General features: G+C 41.0%; 22 protein-coding genes. 18 read left to right on the top strand and 4 right to left on the bottom strand.

Going from position 1 to position 18010, the window contains the following annotated elements; all coding sequences use genetic code 11:
- Positions 1 to 23 precede the first annotated feature (23 nt).
- Positions 24 to 1175, bottom strand: coding sequence for a methionine adenosyltransferase (gene metK / locus QL998_RS12635; RefSeq protein WP_002958976.1), 1152 nt, complete (start codon positions 1173 to 1175; stop codon positions 24 to 26).
- A 304-nt stretch (positions 1176 to 1479) separates the two neighbouring features.
- Here metK and tkt point away from each other — a divergent pair, with 304 nt between their 5' ends.
- The 7 genes from tkt to QL998_RS12600 all read left to right on the top strand — a co-directional run bounded on the left by tkt (position 1480) and on the right by QL998_RS12600 (position 7491).
- Positions 1480 to 3471, top strand: coding sequence for a transketolase (gene tkt / locus QL998_RS12630; RefSeq protein ID WP_024604068.1), 1992 nt, complete (start codon positions 1480 to 1482; stop codon positions 3469 to 3471).
- Between the two features lie 183 nt (positions 3472 to 3654).
- Positions 3655 to 3969, top strand: coding sequence for a pyrimidine/purine nucleoside phosphorylase (locus QL998_RS12625; RefSeq protein ID WP_002958974.1), 315 nt, complete (start codon positions 3655 to 3657; stop codon positions 3967 to 3969).
- Positions 3970 to 4146: 177 nt separating this feature from the next.
- On the top strand, positions 4147 to 4503 hold the full coding sequence (raiA, locus tag QL998_RS12620) for a ribosome-associated translation inhibitor RaiA (RefSeq protein WP_007376058.1): 357 nt from the start codon (positions 4147 to 4149) through the stop codon (positions 4501 to 4503).
- Positions 4504 to 4705: 202 nt separating this feature from the next.
- Positions 4706 to 5881, top strand: a complete 1176-nt coding sequence (locus tag QL998_RS12615; RefSeq protein WP_290192829.1) for a divalent metal cation transporter — start codon at positions 4706 to 4708, stop codon at positions 5879 to 5881.
- 71 nt (positions 5882 to 5952) lie between these two features.
- Complete coding sequence (locus QL998_RS12610) at positions 5953 to 6408, top strand: GNAT family N-acetyltransferase (RefSeq protein ID WP_290192820.1); 456 nt, start codon at positions 5953 to 5955, stop codon at positions 6406 to 6408.
- Positions 6409 to 6503: 95 nt separating this feature from the next.
- Complete coding sequence (locus QL998_RS12605) at positions 6504 to 6728, top strand: hypothetical protein (protein ID WP_290192819.1); 225 nt, start codon at positions 6504 to 6506, stop codon at positions 6726 to 6728.
- 133 nt (positions 6729 to 6861) lie between these two features.
- Entirely contained in the window at positions 6862 to 7491 is a 630-nt protein-coding gene (locus QL998_RS12600; protein ID WP_290192818.1) for a hypothetical protein, read from the top strand.
- Positions 7492 to 7712: 221 nt separating this feature from the next.
- On the opposite strand, the gene QL998_RS12595 is transcribed toward QL998_RS12600, so the two are convergent.
- The 3 genes from QL998_RS12595 to QL998_RS12585 are packed head-to-tail and all read right to left on the bottom strand — an operon-like array spanning position 7713 to position 10042.
- On the bottom strand, positions 7713 to 8900 hold the full coding sequence (locus tag QL998_RS12595) for a VWA domain-containing protein (RefSeq protein WP_290192817.1): 1188 nt from the start codon (positions 8898 to 8900) through the stop codon (positions 7713 to 7715).
- Between the two features lies 1 nt (position 8901).
- Complete coding sequence (locus tag QL998_RS12590; protein WP_290192816.1) at positions 8902 to 9750, bottom strand: MoxR family ATPase; 849 nt, start codon at positions 9748 to 9750, stop codon at positions 8902 to 8904.
- A gap of 52 nt (positions 9751 to 9802) precedes the next feature.
- Entirely contained in the window at positions 9803 to 10042 is a 240-nt protein-coding gene (locus QL998_RS12585) for a DUF1653 domain-containing protein (protein ID WP_290192815.1), read from the bottom strand.
- Between the two features lie 60 nt (positions 10043 to 10102).
- Here QL998_RS12585 and QL998_RS12580 point away from each other — a divergent pair, with 60 nt between their 5' ends.
- The 11 genes from QL998_RS12580 to rpoS all read left to right on the top strand — a co-directional run bounded on the left by QL998_RS12580 (position 10103) and on the right by rpoS (position 17689).
- Positions 10103 to 10582 (top strand): DUF2947 domain-containing protein, encoded by a 480-nt coding sequence (locus QL998_RS12580; protein WP_024596335.1) that lies wholly within the window; start codon positions 10103 to 10105, stop codon positions 10580 to 10582.
- A 75-nt stretch (positions 10583 to 10657) separates the two neighbouring features.
- The gene (locus tag QL998_RS12575; protein ID WP_290192814.1) at positions 10658 to 11293 is read left to right on the top strand and encodes a hypothetical protein; all 636 of its coding nucleotides are present in this window, start codon (positions 10658 to 10660) and stop codon (positions 11291 to 11293) included.
- A 37-nt stretch (positions 11294 to 11330) separates the two neighbouring features.
- On the top strand, positions 11331 to 11618 hold the full coding sequence (gene ftsB, locus QL998_RS12570) for a cell division protein FtsB (protein ID WP_002958963.1): 288 nt from the start codon (positions 11331 to 11333) through the stop codon (positions 11616 to 11618).
- Positions 11608 to 12309, top strand: coding sequence for a 2-C-methyl-D-erythritol 4-phosphate cytidylyltransferase (gene ispD, locus QL998_RS12565; RefSeq protein WP_290192813.1), 702 nt, complete (start codon positions 11608 to 11610; stop codon positions 12307 to 12309). Before ftsB ends, ispD begins: the two co-directional genes overlap by 11 nt.
- Positions 12306 to 12803: a 2-C-methyl-D-erythritol 2,4-cyclodiphosphate synthase gene (gene ispF, locus QL998_RS12560; protein WP_182720478.1), complete on the top strand. Its 498-nt coding sequence runs from the start codon at positions 12306 to 12308 to the stop codon at positions 12801 to 12803. The genes ispD and ispF overlap by 4 nt, the downstream gene beginning before the upstream one ends.
- Positions 12800 to 13852 (top strand): tRNA pseudouridine(13) synthase TruD, encoded by a 1053-nt coding sequence (locus tag QL998_RS12555; protein WP_290192812.1) that lies wholly within the window; start codon positions 12800 to 12802, stop codon positions 13850 to 13852. The genes ispF and QL998_RS12555 overlap by 4 nt, the downstream gene beginning before the upstream one ends.
- Positions 13833 to 14597: a 5'/3'-nucleotidase SurE gene (gene surE, locus QL998_RS12550; RefSeq protein WP_024600608.1), complete on the top strand. Its 765-nt coding sequence runs from the start codon at positions 13833 to 13835 to the stop codon at positions 14595 to 14597. Before QL998_RS12555 ends, surE begins: the two co-directional genes overlap by 20 nt.
- Positions 14587 to 15225, top strand: a complete 639-nt coding sequence (locus QL998_RS12545) for a protein-L-isoaspartate(D-aspartate) O-methyltransferase (protein ID WP_002958958.1) — start codon at positions 14587 to 14589, stop codon at positions 15223 to 15225. The genes surE and QL998_RS12545 overlap by 11 nt, the downstream gene beginning before the upstream one ends.
- A gap of 9 nt (positions 15226 to 15234) precedes the next feature.
- Entirely contained in the window at positions 15235 to 15813 is a 579-nt protein-coding gene (locus tag QL998_RS12540; protein ID WP_007584782.1) for a YqaA family protein, read from the top strand.
- Positions 15814 to 15854: 41 nt separating this feature from the next.
- On the top strand, positions 15855 to 16679 hold the full coding sequence (locus QL998_RS12535; RefSeq protein ID WP_290192811.1) for a peptidoglycan DD-metalloendopeptidase family protein: 825 nt from the start codon (positions 15855 to 15857) through the stop codon (positions 16677 to 16679).
- A 35-nt stretch (positions 16680 to 16714) separates the two neighbouring features.
- Positions 16715 to 17689, top strand: coding sequence for an RNA polymerase sigma factor RpoS (gene rpoS, locus QL998_RS12530; protein ID WP_290192810.1), 975 nt, complete (start codon positions 16715 to 16717; stop codon positions 17687 to 17689).
- The last annotated feature ends 321 nt before the right edge of the window (positions 17690 to 18010 follow it).

The raw sequence follows: 18010 nt of genomic DNA, 5'->3' as shown, positions 1-18010 counted from the left end.
TTTTTTTATATTTACTTAGCCAATCAAAGGCCAGCAGCTGCGCGAAGTGCGTCTGCTTTATCTGTACGTTCCCAAGGGAATTCGTCACGACCAAAGTGGCCGTAAGCCGCTGTAGGCAGGTAGATAGGGCGCTCTAAATCAAGCATTTGAATTAAGCCGTAAGGGCGTAGGTCAAAGTGTTCACGAATAAGCTCGATTAAACGGCTTTCTTCTAGCTTGCTTGTACCAAATGTTTCAACGCTGATAGATGTAGGCTCTGCAACACCGATTGCGTAAGAAACTTGTAATTCACATTTATCAGCAAGGCCAGCCGCAACTACGTTTTTAGCAACGTAACGTGCAGCGTATGCAGCTGAGCGGTCAACTTTTGATGGATCTTTACCAGAGAAAGCACCACCACCGTGACGAGCCATACCACCGTATGTATCAACGATGATTTTACGACCTGTTAAACCACAATCGCCCATTGGTCCGCCAATTACAAAGCGACCCGTTGGGTTAATGAAAAATTTAGTCGCGCTTGTAATAAGCTCTGCAGGAAGTACCGGCTTGATGATAGTCTCCATCACCGCTTCTACTAAATCTTTTTGCGAAATGTCTTCGCTGTGCTGAGTAGAAAGTACAACAGCATCAATACCTACTGGCTTACCATTTTCGTATGCAAAAGTAACTTGAGATTTTGCATCTGGACGTAACCAGTTAAGCTCGCCGCTTTTACGTACTTGCGCTTGGCGCTGTACTAAACGGTGTGAGTAAGTAATTGGCGCAGGCATTAGCACTTCTGTTTCGTTACATGCGTAACCAAACATAAGACCTTGGTCGCCAGCACCTTGTTCTTCTGGGCTAGTACGGTCAACACCTTGGTTAATGTCAGGAGACTGTTTACCAATAGTGTTTAAAATTGCACATGAATCAGCATCGAAACCCATGTCTGAGTGCGTGTAGCCAATTTCACGTACTGTTTTACGTGTAATTTCTTCAATATCAACCCATGCGCTAGTAGTGATTTCACCACCAACCATAACCATACCTGTTTTTACGTAAGTTTCGCACGCAACACGGGCATGAGAATCTTGCTCTAGGATAGCATCAAGTACCGCATCAGAGATTTGATCGGCGATTTTATCCGGATGACCTTCAGAAACTGATTCAGAAGTAAATAAATGTTTTGCCATTGTATTTCTGCTCACAAATATTGCGCTTCACAAACGTCGGTATTAGCGCTAAAAAATTAAGGGGCGTATTTTATCGAAAACAAAACACCTTGCATAGTGTTTTTACGCCTAGACGTCTAAATAAAATTACTAATAACTTTTTGGTCTTAAAAAATATTCATAATGCCTCACTTTTATAGGGTTTTTAATTGCACACAGCCCCCACAATAAGTAAGAATGGTCTATATAAACAAACCCAAGTTACTTGGGTGCATAAACAAACACATAAATACCCGCGCAAATACACATAAAGGTAGGAGAATTCATGCCATCTCGCAAAGAACTTGCAAATGCTATTCGCGTCTTGTCAATGGACGCAGTACAAAAGGCCAAATCTGGTCACCCTGGAGCCCCTATGGGCATGGCTGATATCGCAGAAGTATTATGGCGCGATTATCTAAAACACAACCCAACAAATCCAGAGTGGGCTGACCGTGACAGATTTATTCTTTCAAACGGCCACGGTTCAATGCTTATCTATTCTCTATTGCACCTAAGTGGTTACGACTTACCACTGGACGAAATTAAAAACTTCCGTCAAATGCATTCTAAAACACCAGGTCACCCTGAATATGGCTATGCACCAGGAATCGAAACTACTACGGGTCCATTAGGTCAAGGGATCACAAATGCCGTAGGTATGGCAATTGCTGAAAAAGCGCTAGCTGCACAGTTTAACCGCGAAGGTCACGATATTGTTGATCACTTTACCTATGCATTTATGGGCGATGGCTGCCTTATGGAAGGTATTTCTCATGAAGCTGGTTCACTTGCAGGCACATTAGGTCTGGGTAAACTTGTTGCATTTTGGGATGACAACGGCATTTCAATCGATGGTGAAGTAGAAGGTTGGTTTACAGATGACACGCCAGCTCGCTTTAAAGCATACGGTTGGCATGTAATTAGTGGTGTTGATGGTCACGACAGCGATGCTATAAGTGCTGCAATTGCAGAAGCTAAAAGTGTTACCGATAAACCATCACTAATTTGTTGTAAAACAATTATTGGTTACGGCTCACCTAATAAATCTGGTAGCCACGATTGTCACGGTGCACCACTAGGTGATGACGAAATTAAAGCGTCTCGCGAATTCTTAGGTTGGACTGGCGATGCGTTCGAAATTCCTGATGATATTTACGCACAATGGGATAGCAAAGAAAAAGGTCAGCAGCTTGAATCAAGCTGGGACGAAAAATTTGCAGCATACGCAAAAGCATACCCAGAGCTTGCAGCTGAATATAAGCGTCGTATTAATAACGAACTGCCTGGCGATTGGGCTGAAAAATCTCAAGCGTACATTGAGCAATTACAAGCAAACCCAGCAAACCCAGCGTCTCGTAAAGCATCACAAAATGCATTAAACGCATTTGGTCCGTTATTACCAGAATTTATGGGTGGCTCAGCCGATTTAGCAGGCTCAAACTTAACAATTTGGGATGGCTCTAAAGGTTTAACACACGACGATGCAAGCGGTAACTACATTTACTACGGTGTACGTGAGTTTGGTATGTCGGCAATTATGAATGGTATTGCCCTTCATAAAGGCTTTATTCCTTACGGTGCTACGTTCTTAATGTTTGTTGAATATGCAAAAAATGCCGTACGTATGGCTGCATTAATGAAGCAACCAAGCATTTTTGTATACACGCACGATTCAATCGGTTTAGGTGAAGATGGTCCAACTCACCAACCAGTAGAGCAAATTGCAAGCATGCGTTTAACGCCTAACTTATACAACTGGCGCCCATGTGACCAAGTTGAGTCGGCAATTGCATGGCAACAAGCTATTGAGCGTAAAGACGGTCCTACATCGTTAATCTTTACTCGCCAAGGTCTTGAGCAACAAGCGCGTGATGCACAGCAATTAAGCGATGTTAAAAAGGGTGGTTACATCCTTAGCTGTGACGGCAATCCTGAAATTATTTTAATTGCGACGGGCTCTGAAGTGCAACTAGCACAAGATTCAGCAACTGAGCTACGCAGCCAAGGTAAAAAGGTACGTGTTGTATCTATGCCATGTACTGATGCCTTTGAAGATCAAAGCGCAGAGTACAAAGAAAGCGTATTACCGGCATCTGTTACACGCCGCGTAGCAGTAGAAGCAGGTATTGCTGACTACTGGTACAAGTACGTAGGTCTAAATGGCGCAGTAGTAGGTATGACTACCTTTGGTGAGTCAGCACCTGCTGGTGAGCTGTTTGAGCACTTTGGTTTTACAGTGGCAAACATTGTAAGCAAAGCAAACGAGCTTTTTTAATCGCTTTGATTAAATAAAGTAAGTAATTGAAAAACCCGCACATGCTGCGGGTTTTTTATGCCCTTACATGAAGCAACTTCACCTTGAACAATGCTGCTTTCCTTGCAAGAAAGTAAGCTATCAGGCAAGGTAGTGCGATAAAATTTATAAATAAAAATCTTAAATTAATAGCAGGAGCTAAAAATGCCGAAGTTCGATAACGTGAGTGTAGTAAAAAAAGCCAATGTATATTTTGACGGAAAAGTGTCGAGCCGTACCGTTATTTTAGGTGATGGCGAAGCGAAAACGTTAGGCTTTATGCAACCTGGTGAGTTTGTTTTTGATACAAACCAAAAAGAGTGCATGGAGCTTTTAGCTGGCCAATGGGATATTTTATTACCAGGGGCAAGTGAGTGGAAAACATTTAACGCGGGTGAATCGTTTAATGTTGATGCAAATGTAAGCTTTAAAGTAAAAGTATCTGATTTTGCTGACTACTGTTGTTCGTACACAGATTAATCAATACAGCTAGACGTCTGAAAGCCCATGCACTATGGGCTTTGCATAAACTTTGCACAACGCATGATTTAAATCACCAAAAACCGCAAATAAACCTCAAATATCTCTCTTTTTTCCTTGTGTTAATCTAAATAGCCCCCAATACTATTTATGAGGTAACAAATAAAAGGATACCCTATGAAAATTAATCTTTCTGGTCACCATGTTGAAGTTACTGACTCTATTAGAGAGCACATCAACGAAAAATTTTCAAAAATCGAGAGCCACTTTCCATCGCTTATTGCACTCGATATTATTTTGTCAAAAGAGCATCATAAAATCCAAGCTGAAATTAGCACTAATTACGAAGGCACGCGCATATCGGTAAAAGGGGAAAACGAAGTTATGTACCCAGCCATTGCAAGCGCAGCTAAAAAACTCGATGCGGCACTAAAACATCGAAAAGGGCAGATAAAAGCAAACTTACACGAAAAGCCTGTTAGCACTACACCTGAAATAGCACACGAGATCATCCAAGAGATGGATCTTAAATAAAATTTAGTTCCAAAGTATTGTAAAAAAGAGCCGTATGGCTCTTTTTTATTGCCTGTAATTTAGGTAAGTTATGCGTTCTTGCAGTTTATTAATCAAAAAAATTAATAAAAGCAGCGTATAACACACATATTTTGAGAAATTAATGCACACAATAAAAGCAGTATGGAAGTCTCGACTAGGTGCGCTTGGACCTGGAATACTCATGGCAACAGCCGCTATTGGCGGATCTCACCTAGTTGCCTCTACGCAAGCTGGAGCAATATTTGGTTGGCAACTATTTTGGCTTATCCTCGTTGTTAATGTTTTAAAATATCCGTTTTTTCGCTTTGGTATGGAATACACACTCGCGACTAAAAATAGCCTAGTGGAGGGCTATAAGAGTAAAGGCCCGTTTTATTTTTACAGCTTTATTGGCTTAAACATTGTAGCCGCTGTTGTTAATACCGCTGGCGTATTACTGCTTACCGCAAGCTTACTGCATTACGCCTTACCTGTGGTTATCGAAGTAACCTTACTTTGTTGGATGCTGCTGGGTGTATGTTTAGTTATATTACTACTTGGACACTTTAAAGCGCTAGATAACGTTGCCAAAGGCATTATGGGGCTGCTTACGCTCGCTACTTTGATTGCCCTTGCCATTGCATTTAGTAACGGTCCAATGGCACCTGCTGATTATCTGGGTCCTTCACCGTATGAACTTGCCATGCTTAGTTTTATGGTGGCTTTAATGGGCTGGATGCCAGCCCCTATCGAAATATCTGCCTTAAGTTCTTTATGGCTAAAAGAAAAACAAGCGCAGCAAACAGTGACAAAAAGCCAAGGCCTGTTCGATTTTAACGTGGGCTACTGGCTTACAGCTGGCTTAGCCTTGGTATTTTTTAGCTTAGGTGTATTAGTGCAGTACGGGCAAACTAGCAGTATAGAACTCGGCGGTGTCGCGTTTGCCAAGCAGCTTATTGATATGTACGCATTAACAATAGGCGAGTGGGCAAGGCCGCTTGTATCAGCAATCGCCTTTTTATGTATGTTTGGCACTACACTTACCGTGCTAGATGGCTACGCCCGCACGCTTAACGAGTCTCATAAACTACTTGGCTTTAAGCAATCAAAATACAGCCTAAATATTTGGTTAATACTACAAGCACTTGCCGGTATGGCGGTTATTTTATTCTTTAAATCAGCCCTTGGTCCCATGCTTACGTTTGCAATGACACTTTCGTTTGTTACAACACCTGTTTTTGCATGGCTTAACTTTAGTCTTGTGCGATCAGAGCCTGCTATAAAACATAGCGTGTTACTACGTAGTTTAACGTGGTTAGGGCTAGTGTATTTAGTAGGCTTTGCTGTTGCGTTTGTAGTGTGGAAACTAGCATTCTAAATACAGCTATTTACTTTAGGGTTTTAATTAAAGCCCTAAAGAATTAAATTCTAGGATTAAGCGAGGTATAAATGGATATTAGAATAGGTGAGCTTTCAAACCCACACGTTATAAAACTACTACAGGCGCATCATAACGATATGCTTAAACATTCGCCTGTTGAGAGCGTGCATGCACTTGATGTGAGCAAACTCACTCAGCCCGATATAACTTTTTATAGCTTATGGATTGATAATAATTTAGCGGGTGTTGGCGCTTTAAAAGCACTAAATGCGACCGAAGGCGAAATTAAATCAATGCGCACATCAAGCAGCTATTTACGCCAAGGCATAGCCGCTAAGTTACTCATGCATATTATTGAGCAATCAAGCTCGCGAGGTTACAAAAAGCTAAGTTTAGAAACCGGCACGGCAAAGGCATTTTTACCCGCACAAAAGCTTTACACTCAGTTTGGTTTTAAAGAATGCGAACCATTTGGTGATTATGAGTTAGATCCTTACAGCTTATTTATGAGTAAAGCGCTTTGAGTTGTATGCGTTCTCCATTTACAGTAAAAATGAAATAACCGATTTAACAGCAGAACAGAAAAAGCAATTTAAAGAATTCTTAGAAGTGTGGCGAAATGAGCAAACGTGATTTATTTTCAGAATTAACTACAGCACTTGATGATGCTAAAGCGCATTCACAAGGAAAGCCTACGTCAGCTGCTAATACAGTAAAGGATATCAACGACCTTGCTATCTCACCTGATGACATAGTAAATGTTCGAGAAACATCCAGCATACATCAACAAGGGGGCTCAAAAGTAAAGCGAAAGGGCGGAGAGCATCTAATTGACGAGCGGTAAATTACCGAGGTTTTTGTTGTGTCATTCTAAAACATTGAACTATATAGCTAACACCTACTTTCTGTTTAATTAATTCTGCTCCTATATCCTAATTTATCCCACATGTAGTGGTCAACTAAAAGGAAATAAGCTTATGAGTGAGATGAAGGTTCGAAATTACTATGAAAGTATAAAAAGCTCTATAAAAAATGTACAAAAGTATACTGAATGCGAAGACAAAGATAATCTAGTTGAAAGTGTGAATGTTTTGAGTCGAGACTTTGGATTGCCTTTTTTACAAACTGTCTCTTTCTCTGAATACAGATATAAGTACATAGATCATAAAAATGGACTATTAAAAAATGAAGAGGTGCTCAGCTTCATTAATAGTTTTGAAGCCTGTTTACCAGGATCAGTTACATTAATAGAGTCTGCATTATCACAATTCGATTATGAAGATGACACCCCTAATGCTAATGAGAGAGTGCGCTATAACCAAAGAGTAATTAAAGATAAATACGAGTCCCTAGAATTTGGTTTAGAATTAAGTGCTTCTTTGAAATCTGTAAGTGGACTTCTAGATTACTACTTTAAACCTGTGGATTTTCAAGAGCCTGAAGAACCCAAAGATGTAAACCGCCATTGGTTACAACATGGTAGGCATATTGCTCTAATTGTTGATAAATCAATGACTCTTAAAATATTTGGATTTCTAGCAACTGTAATTCAGACAATAGAATTGTTTCATTATGAATACCCTCCTTATGACGAACTGCATGATTAGCCGAATTAAATACTTTTTTATGGGGCTGCGTAAACTAACTCAACGCGGTAAGTCGGGTTGTTTCTAATAAATTCATCATTTTTGTCGGATGTCGTGGCTGCGCCACTTATCCGACCTACGTCAAAAGGTAGGTTGGTTAAGCTGAAGGCGCCACCCAACAGGATTTCAGATAAACGACTTGAAGGTCCGCCGCTGGCACTGAGCAGTCGTAAATTAATATTCTAACTCAGCTCTTTTATCGCTCTACTTATTCCATCCAAGCTCAGCGGGTACATTCTGTTATCCATCAGCTGCTTTATAAAACCAATTGATTGATAGTACGGCCAGTGTTCAACGGGTTGTGGGTTGAGCCAAGCGACTTTATCAAAGTGGTTTGTTATACGTTGTAACCAGGCACTGCCGGGCTCTTCGTTGTAGTGTTCTACCGAGCCGCCGGGGTAGGCTATTTCGTATGGGCCCATAGTGGCATCGCCCACAAAAATTACTTTGTAGTCGCTGGTAAATTTATTAATCAGCGTCATGGTGTCGATTACATTTGAATGGCGCCGCGCATTGTCTTGCCAAACGTGCTCGTATAAACAGTTATGAAAGTAGTAAAACTCTAAGTGTTTAAATTCGCTATGGGCGGCGCTAAATAATTCTTCGCAGGTGTGGATGTAGTCATCCATTGAGCCGCCAATATCAAACAGCATGAGTACTTTTACTGCATTGTGACGCTCAGGTGCCATTTTTACATCCAGCATGCCGCCTTGTTTTGCAGTAGCGCGAATAGTCTCGTTTAAATCAAGCGTGTCGCTTGCGCCATTGCGAGCAAATTTACGCAGTTTTTTAAGGGCGAGTTTAATTGTGCGCGAGCCAATTTCGCGGTCGGTGTCGAGGTTTTTGTATTCTCGTTTATCCCACACTTTTACCGCTTGGCGGTTACGGTTGCCGTCTTGGCCTATGCGCACGCCTTCAGGGTTATAACCGTATGCTCCAAAAGGTGAGGTGCCGCCAGTGCCCACCCATTTATTGCCACCTGCGTGGCGTTTTTGTTGCTCTTCTAAGCGCTCTTTTAGGGTTTTCATAAGCTCGTCGAGCCCACCCATAGCTTTAAGTTGAGCTTTTTCTTCATCGCTTAGGTTTTTTTCAAACTCTTTACGTAGCCAATCTTCAGGTAAGTTGCGCTGTTGCTTTAAACTTTCGAGTAAATCAAGGTCGGCAATGCCGCTAAAGTAGTCACTAAAGGCTTTGTCGAAACGGTCAAAGTGCGTTTCGTCTTTTACCATTATAGTGCGCGCTAAATGGTAAAACGCGTCTACGTCAGCAAATATAACGCCTTTTTTTAAGGCGTTAATTAAGTCGAGTAACTCACGCAGACTTACCGGTAGGCGGTATTTACGTAGTTTGAAGAAAAATGCTATCAACATCTTAACGACGGCTCATAAAGGCTAATTTTTCGATTAGACTTATGTCTTGCTCGTTTTTAAGTAGTGCGCCAAACATGGGCATTAAACCGCCTTTTTGTGCTTTGTCGTGCAGTGTTTTAGCGTCTATGTCATCAGCCATTAAAAGTTTAAGCCAATCAAGCAATTCGCTGGTGGAGGGCTTCTTTTTAAGGCCATTAGCTTCGCGCAGGTTAAAAAACACTTCGAGTGCTTGGCGTACTAAATCTTGTTTAACGTTAGGGTAGTGCACGTCAATAATTTGCTGCATTTCGTCACTGCTAGGAAAATCAATGTAATGAAAAAAGCAGCGGCGTAAAAATGCGTCCGGTAATTCTTTTTCATTATTGGAAGTGATGATCACAATTGGGCGCTCTTTTGCGACAATACGCTCATTAGTTTCGTAAACATGAAACTCCATTTTATCAAGCTCAAGTAGTAAGTCGTTTGGGAACTCTATGTCGGCTTTGTCTATTTCATCAATTAATAGTACTGGGCGCTTACCGTTAAGCTCTGCATACGTAAATGCTTGCCACAGCTTACCTTTTACAATGTAATTACTAATGTTGTGTACGCGCTCGTCACCTAATTGGCTGTCGCGCAGGCGCGAAACCGCATCGTACTCGTACAAGCCTTGCTGCGCTTTGGTGGTCGATTTTATATGCCACTGAATAAGTGTGGTGTCTAAACTTTTAGCAAGTTCTTGCGCCAGCATAGTTTTACCTGTGCCGGGTTCGCCTTTAATTAAAAGTGGTTTTTCGAGCATAATGGCAGCATTTACAGCTTGTTTAAGCGAGCTGCTAGCTATGTAATTATCGGTTGAATTAAATTGCACGAGTTAGCCTCTTCTGGTCAGAGCAGTATTGAATGTATTCATGATGCCATAGTTAATCTATTTCACCAATATAGGCAAAGCGCGGTATTGTGTTGCCGTCTTTTTCTATTGTTTCGTTAAACATACTAAGTGGGCGCGCCCATATACCAAATTCACCATAAAGTGCTTGGTAAATCACAAGCTGTTCCTCGGTTTCGCTATGGGTGGCAACATGAATAACTTTATATTGCGGGCCTTTGTAGTGTTGGTATATGCCTGGTTTTAGGGAAAGTGGTTTTATTGCTGTAGTCATGTTTTGATCTCTTGTATAATTTGGCTTTGCACTTTTAATGTTAACTAATTTGCCAATACTATGAACTATATTTCTTTAGATGATTACAAAAAGGCGTGGGTTTTTCGCCACAAAGATTTACCTGTATCTGATGAAGACGCAGCAAAAATAAAGCCTATGAGCGACGAGCGCGCAGCCGTACTTTGGACAACCATGGTGAGCCGTGAGTTTGATCACCCTGATTTTTTTGAAGACACCGATTGGTGTGGTCAAGAAAAAAGCTTTAGCCAAGAAGTAGATTGGCAAGATGCGTGGGAAAATGGTGATGCGCAACCACCAGAAGCAATCTTAACGTTTTTAGATTGGGAAGCTAACACCACGGTTTATTTTTGTATGGCACGCGATAATATTATCGAAACGACGTTTGATGTATTTAAACGCAATTGGCAAAACTTTATGTTTTTAGCTGATGGCAGTTTATTGATTGGTAAAAAGCGTAATACGGTTGTGCAATTTTTAGAATCAGGTAAAGCAAAATTAGGTGAAAAGCCAAGCGCTTAAAATAGTGCGCTGCGCTTAAAAAATATTCAATACTGTGTTATAAAACATTTACCTGAATATTTTTGAGTACAGCTTTTGGTCGCTAAAAATCAGTCACTTGGTACTCAGCAGCAAGTTGAAATTTGGCAAACTGATGCACAAAAAGTGTTGTATGCACAATTGTGTAATGCGTTTTATCAGCGTGAGGTTCAGCGATTAATTGCAGAGCCTAATGCCGATAAACTGCGCCGCCAGTTAAAAAGCCTACCTTATTATATTGAGCGAGCTGCAACGTTAGTTGCCAATGGTGACACGCCTTTTACGCTTGACGCGCAAAATGGTACGTGGCTTGAAAAGCAAAAACCGACCCCACCCGATGTGAATGTTCAAGCTAATGAACTTTTTTATCAAACGTATGCCAAAGTGGGGCTTATAGTGCCCGTTATATTACATGGCTACGATCAGGTGCGTCTTAGAATAGACAGTATTGATGAGTTAGACGAAAATAAGCTGCATTGCAATGAGCTTGGTTGGTTTGATTTTTTAGGAAATGGGCTAGAGCAGCAAAATGCTCAGCTAATAAAGCCAAGTAAAGTGAGTTTAACCGCTGCATGTTGCGGGCATCAGTGGCAATTTTCGAAGCATTGCATGCCACGGGTTTTATCACTACGCGAAATGCTTTTAGCGGGTAGTATTAATTGGCGCAATTTAAAGCGCCCCTTAGCGTATTAAAGTTAAGGTATTTGGAATTTAAAATAAGGAGTGTTAAATGCGTATTTTTCAAGTTGGCTTACTGTGCTTAGCACTGTTTGTACAATACAGGTTATGGTTTGGTCATAATGGTTTACAAGACTACACACGACTAAAAGGTGCAGTAACGTCGCATCATCAAACCAACGAAAAACTCATTAAACGTAATAAAGTACTTAAAGCAGATATTGAAGACTTAAAACTTGGCCAAGAAGGCATTGAAGAGCGTGCACGCAACGAATTGGGAATGATTAAACCGGACGAAACATTTATTCGTGTTTTACCGGGCAAACAATATGACAAATAAACAGACTATTGCAGCAATTGTACCTGCTGCGGGTGTTGGCAGTAGAATGCAGCACAATGCGCCTAAGCAATATATACAATTAGCCGGTAAAACCATTTTAGAACACACCTTAGCTAAACTTTCTCAATTACCTCAATTACGCACTATTGTTGTTGCCCTTAGCGACAGCGACCCCTATTTTGACGAACTCCCATTGCTTGATAATCGCATTGTGCGAGCCAGTGGCGGAAAAGAGCGAGCCGACTCGGTGCTTAACAGCCTGCTTTTTTTAGCGCCTAACCCACCAACATGGGTGTTGGTGCACGATGCTGCGCGTCCGCTAGTTAATATTAGTGATATAGAACGTTTAATTGATGAATGTATACGCGCTGATGAAGGCGGTATTTTAGCGAGTAAAGTAAAAGACACCATAAAACGTGGCCACACTCATGCCCTACAAACGGTGCCGCGAGACGATTTATGGCAAGCACTTACCCCGCAGTTTTTTAAATATGACGAGCTTAAAAATGCACTGAAAAACGCATTAGCAAGCGGGACTACTATTACCGATGAAGCCAGTGCAATTGAGTGGGCGGGTAAACCGGTTAAGCTTGTAGCAGGTCGTAGCGATAATATTAAAATAACCACGCCAGAGGATTTAGACCTGGCTGGGTTTTTATTACATAAACAACAAAACGAGAGTGGATTATGATACGAATTGGCCATGGTTTTGACGTACATAAATTTGGCGGCGAAGGCCCGTTAACAATTTGTGGTGAAAAAATTGATTACCCACAGGGCTTTTTAGCGCACTCAGATGGTGATGTTGCTATTCATGCATTATGCGATGCTATTTTAGGCTCACTTGCAATGGGTGATATTGGTAAGCACTTTCCCGATACAGCTAGCGAGTATGAAAATATCGATAGCCGTATTTTACTTCGCCATGTGGTGGGCTTAGCGAAAGAACAAGGTTATGTACTTGGTAATGGCGATGTGACTATTGTTGCTCAGGCACCAAAAATGTTGCCACATATTCAAGCTATGCGCGCTAATTTAGCCAGCGATTTAAATTGCTACCTTAGCCAAATTAACGTTAAAGCCACTACTACCGAAAAGCTAGGCTTTGAAGGGCGCAAGGAAGGCATTTCTAGCCATGCGGTGGTTATTATGAGTAAAGAGCTTGCGAGTACAAAAAACGCATGAGCGATTTAAATTATTTATACGGTGCGCCGCTTTCTAAAGCTGATTTTAAAACCACAGCTGAAGACTTTATGGTTGATGAAGACTTAGGTATAGAATTTACCGGCAGTGGCGAACACGTGTGTTTGCAGGTGGTTAAAAAAGGCGAAAACACGCAATACGTTGCAAAGCTAATTGCACAGCGTGCGGGTGTTTCACCGCGAGACGTAAGCTATGCAGGCATGAAAGATCGCCACGGCGTGTGCTCACAGTGGTTTAGTGTAAAAGTACCAATTAAAAAGCCTATCGATTTTAGTGATTTAAATAGTGAGAGTATTTTTATTGTGTCGCAACAGCGCCACGACCGTAAGTTACGTACGGGCTGCCACAAAGGTAATAAATTTACTATTACGCTTCGTAACGTAACTAACCCTCTTGATATTTTATGTCGTATTAACGCAGTACGCGCAGGTGTGCCTAATTACTTTGGCGAACAGCGCTTTGGGCATGGCGGTCATAACTTAGTTATGGCTGAAAAAATGTTTGCCGGTGAGCGTATTCGCGATAAAAAGTTGCGCGGTATTATTATTTCAGCAGCACGATCGCATGTATTTAATCAGTTAGTGAGCTTACGTGTAAAAGAGCATGGTTTAGCTAAAACAATGCACCGTGAAGTATTTATGCTCAGCGGCAGTAATGCATTTTTTGAAGATGCAATTAACGACGAAAACATAGAGCGATTAGCCACTGGCGATATTATGATGTCGGCACCTATGGTGGGTAAAAGTGAAAAAGGCCTAACCGAGCAAGAAAAAGTATGGCTCGAACCTTTCCAAACATGGTGTGATGGGTTAGGTGAGTTAGGCCTTAAAAATGAGCGCCGAATGCTGCGCTTAATTCCACAAAACTTAACTGTTGAAACACTTGATGAAACCACACTAAAACTAAGCTTTGGTTTGCCAAAAGGGTGTTTTGCAACCGCATTATTACGTGAGCTGGTGGATTACACTGATGCTAGCCCTCGAGAGCGCAAAGATAAGGATAATGGCATAAATGAAGATACTGTTAAGTAACGATGATGGCGTAAATGCCAAAGGCATTGCGGTTTTATATCAGGCGCTTATACAAATTGCAGATGTAACCCTTGTTGCACCTGATCGCAACTGTAGTGGCGCGAGTAATTCTTTAACACTTATGAACCCGCTACGAGCAACTACACTCGAAAACGGTTTTATGTCAGTTAATGGCACACCCACTGATTGTGTACATTTAGGTGTAAATCAGTTAGCTGATGAAAAGCCCGACCTTGTTGTTGCAGGTATTAACCATGGTGCCAATTTGGGTGATGACACGCTTTATTCCGGTACTGTTGCCGCTGCAACTGAAGGTCGCCATTTAGGTCTGCCTGCAATTGCGGTATCGCTTTGCTCACATAATGGCGATCATTTTGAAACAGCCGCTGCTGTTACCGTAAATATTATTAAAGGCTTGGCTTCGCATCCGCTTCCAAAAGATCAAATAATAAATATTAATGTGCCAGATATTCCATTAAGTGAATTAAAAGGGGTGCAAGTAACACGTTTAGGTGCTCGTCATAAAGCTGAAACGATGACGAAACAAACCGATCCTTGGGGGCGTGATATTTATTGGTACGGATCGCTTGGCACCGAAAGCGATGCTGGTGAAGGCACCGACTTTTACGCAATCAATAATGGCTATGCCTCAGTTACGCCACTGAGTGTTGATATGACAGCTAAAGATAGCTTAAAGGCAGTAGGAGAATGGTTAGCCGATTTGGAGATTAATCGTGCTCGCTAATTATACCCGCAGTGCTAAAGCGCTTTCTGACTTACTAAAGCGTGAAGGTGTTGAAGATACGCAAGTACTTAGTGCTATAGCTGATATTCCGCGCCATATTTTTATAGATGATGTGCTAAAACACAAAGCCTATGAAAATACAGCGCTCCCGATTGGGCAAGGGCAAACTATTTCTCAGCCTTATATAGTCGCGCGTATGACTGAGTTACTTCGCTTAGCTGGTGTGCGCAATAAAGTGCTGGAAATTGGTACTGGCTCTGGATATCAAACTGCAATATTAGCCAAAACGTTTACAAAGGTTTATTCGGTAGAGCGTATTAAAACGCTTCAGTGGCAGGCAAAACGTCGATTGCAACAACTCGATTTATATAATGTAACCATGAAGCATGGTGATGGTTGGCAAGGCTGGCAATCACAAGCACCTTTTGATGGTATTATAGTGACTGCTGCGGCCTCTAAAGTTCCGCAAGACTTACTTGCTCAGTTAGCCGATGGAGGCGTGTTATTAGCGCCCATTGGTGAGAGTGATCAAAAATTAGTGATGGTTATCCGCAAAGGCGATAATTATAAAGAGCATGTTATTGCTCCCGTTAGATTTGTGCCGTTAGTACCTGGCGATATTGAATAGGAATTCATTTTGAAGTTGTTTACCAAGTTATACGATATGGCCCTAGTGTGGGCAAAGCACCGCCATGCGGAACGTTATTTAGCTGCAATGAGCTTTGCAGAGTCAGTTTTTTTTCCGATACCGCCCGATGTAATGCTTGCACCTATGTCGCTTGCGCAGCCCAAAAAAGCATGGCGTTTTGCAAGCTTTGCCACAATAGCATCGGTTGTTGGTGGAGTAGTTGGTTACTTGCTTGGGTTTTGGCTATTTGAACCCGTTGTTGAGCCATTGATTGCACAAATGCACTGGCAAGAAAAGTTTGATATAGCACTCAATTGGTTTAAAGATTACGGTGTTTGGGTTGTGTTTTTAGCTGGTTTTTCGCCTATACCATATAAAGTATTTACCATTGGCGCAGGTGTTTTACAAATGGCATTTTTGCCATTTTTACTCGCATCAGCCATTGGACGTGGTGCGCGATTCTTTTTAGTTTCAGCCTTAATGAAGTGGGGCGGGGCTAAAATGGAAGCAAAATTACGTCAATATATTGAAATACTTGGTTGGGGATTAGTGGTATTAATTGCGCTAGCGTACTTTTTATTGCGTTAAGCGTTAAAAATATCAATTTTCTAATTTAGGGGAAAAATACAATGAATAAACAGTGTTTACTGTATATAACTATATTTATTAGTATTTTTCTCTTTGGTTGCTCTTCTCGCCATGTTCCTGCACCTGTTAGTAGCTTAAATAATAATGTTAATGATTTAGGTCATACTGTTAACATTAATGGGGCTAGCTATAAAGTACAAAAAGGAGATACGCTCTACTCTATTGCCTTTAGTGCTGGGCAAGACTTTAGATTACTTGCAAAAAACAATTCAATTCCATCACCTTACACAATTTTCCCTGGGCAAAACATCTCCTTACTCCCTAAGCCCGAAAAAACAAAAAGGGATGCAAATTATACGAATTCGAGTAAAAAGTCTATAAAAAAATCACAAAAAAATAACAAAATTTTAAAGAAAGAGCTTGATCCCCCAAAACAACGAGAGTATGTTCAGAAACAAGCCAGTAACAAAATTAGTAATACTAAACGTTTGTCGAGCAGTAAAGTTAAGTGGTTTTGGCCTGCACAGGGCAAAATCACCAAACGCTTTTCTAATAAGGAAAACGGTTATAAAGGTTTACAGATTACTAATCGCAAAGGGGCTTCAGTCTTAGCTGCGGCACAAGGAACAGTGGTATACGCGGGTAACGCCCTTCGAGGTTATGGTAGTTTAATCATATTGAAACATAATGATGATTACCTAAGTGCTTATGCACATAACTCGAAATTACTTGTTAAAGAAAAGCAGAAAGTTAAGGCAGGACAAAAAATAGCAGAAATTGGTAATTCAGAATCTCCGGTCACCGCGCTTCGCTTTGAAATTCGCTACCGAGGGCAAGCTGTCAATCCTGCTAAATACTTACCCTAATTTTTAGGTATTGATAACTGCTCGGGAGAAGGCTTATGGCTAGCGCAGCAAAACTTGACAAACATACTACGACTGACGAAAAGTTCGATGACATCGATGTTGATGAAAGTACAGCTCTACTAGATAAAGTAGACGACGATGAAATCTTTGCTAAAGAAGAAGTAACTAAAAATCTTGACGCAACTCAACTTTATTTAGGCGAAATTGGTTTTTCTCCTTTGCTTAGTGCTGAAGAAGAAGTGTTTTTTTCTCGCAAATCACTTCGAGGGTGTGAAGCCTCACGTAAACGTATGATTGAAAGTAACTTACGTTTGGTTGTTAAAATAGCACGTCGTTACAATAATCGCGGCCTTGCTCTACTTGATTTAATTGAAGAGGGTAACTTAGGCTTAATTCGCGCAGTTGAAAAATTTGACCCTGAGCGTGGATTTAGATTCTCTACTTACGCTACATGGTGGATACGTCAAACAATTGAACGTGCCATTATGAACCAAACGCGTACCATTCGCTTACCTATTCATGTAGTTAAAGAGCTTAATGTTTATTTACGTACAGCGCGTGAGTTAACTCAAAAGCTTGACCATGAGCCAACAGCTGACGAAATTGCAGCTTGCCTAGATAGACCCGTTGAAGACGTTACTAAAATGCTACGTTTAAACGGAAGAATTGCATCAGTAGACATGCCTATTGGTGGCGAAAACGACAGTGTACTACTTGATATCATCCCTGATGAAAAAAGTGCTGGTCCTGAAGGCGAAGTACAAAATAATGATATTAATAAACATATTGTTGATTGGTTAGGTGAATTAAACCCTAAACAACGTGAAGTGTTAGCACGTCGATTTGGATTGCTTGGCTATGAGCCATCTACACTTGAAGATGTAGGTCGTGAAATAGGCTTAACACGTGAGCGAGTAAGACAAATTCAGGTAGAGGCATTACGTCGTCTAAAAGACATTTTGCAACAAGAAGGTTTAAGTACAGATAGCTTGTTTAATCAGTTTTCGTAACTAGTTAACCTGATCTTTGGTTAAGAGATTTACCAAAGTATTGAATTATAGTGATATTTAAATTTATTTTCTCTAGCTAGAGATTTTCAGTGAAAACAAGGCGAATTTACGCGTCAATAGCTGGCCTATTGCAAGTAAATTCAACGCAGTGAGCGCTGAAAATAGCTGCTTGAGATAGATTTATTATCCAGAGTTCATATATGGTCTCCTCCAGTATTGCAAGGTGTCATTCAACGATAGCAGGGACAGGTTTGCTGTCATATATACGGTCTTTTAGTGAAGATTATTACTTCTGACCTTGATGTAATCCGCGCATATTGT

The sequence above is a fragment of the Pseudoalteromonas sp. APC 3691 genome (assembly GCF_030408135.1).
Classification (GTDB): Bacteria; Pseudomonadota; Gammaproteobacteria; order Enterobacterales; family Alteromonadaceae; genus Pseudoalteromonas.
The sequence above is the reverse complement of the archived record's forward strand: the minus strand, read 5'-3'. Positions and strand labels throughout refer to the sequence as shown.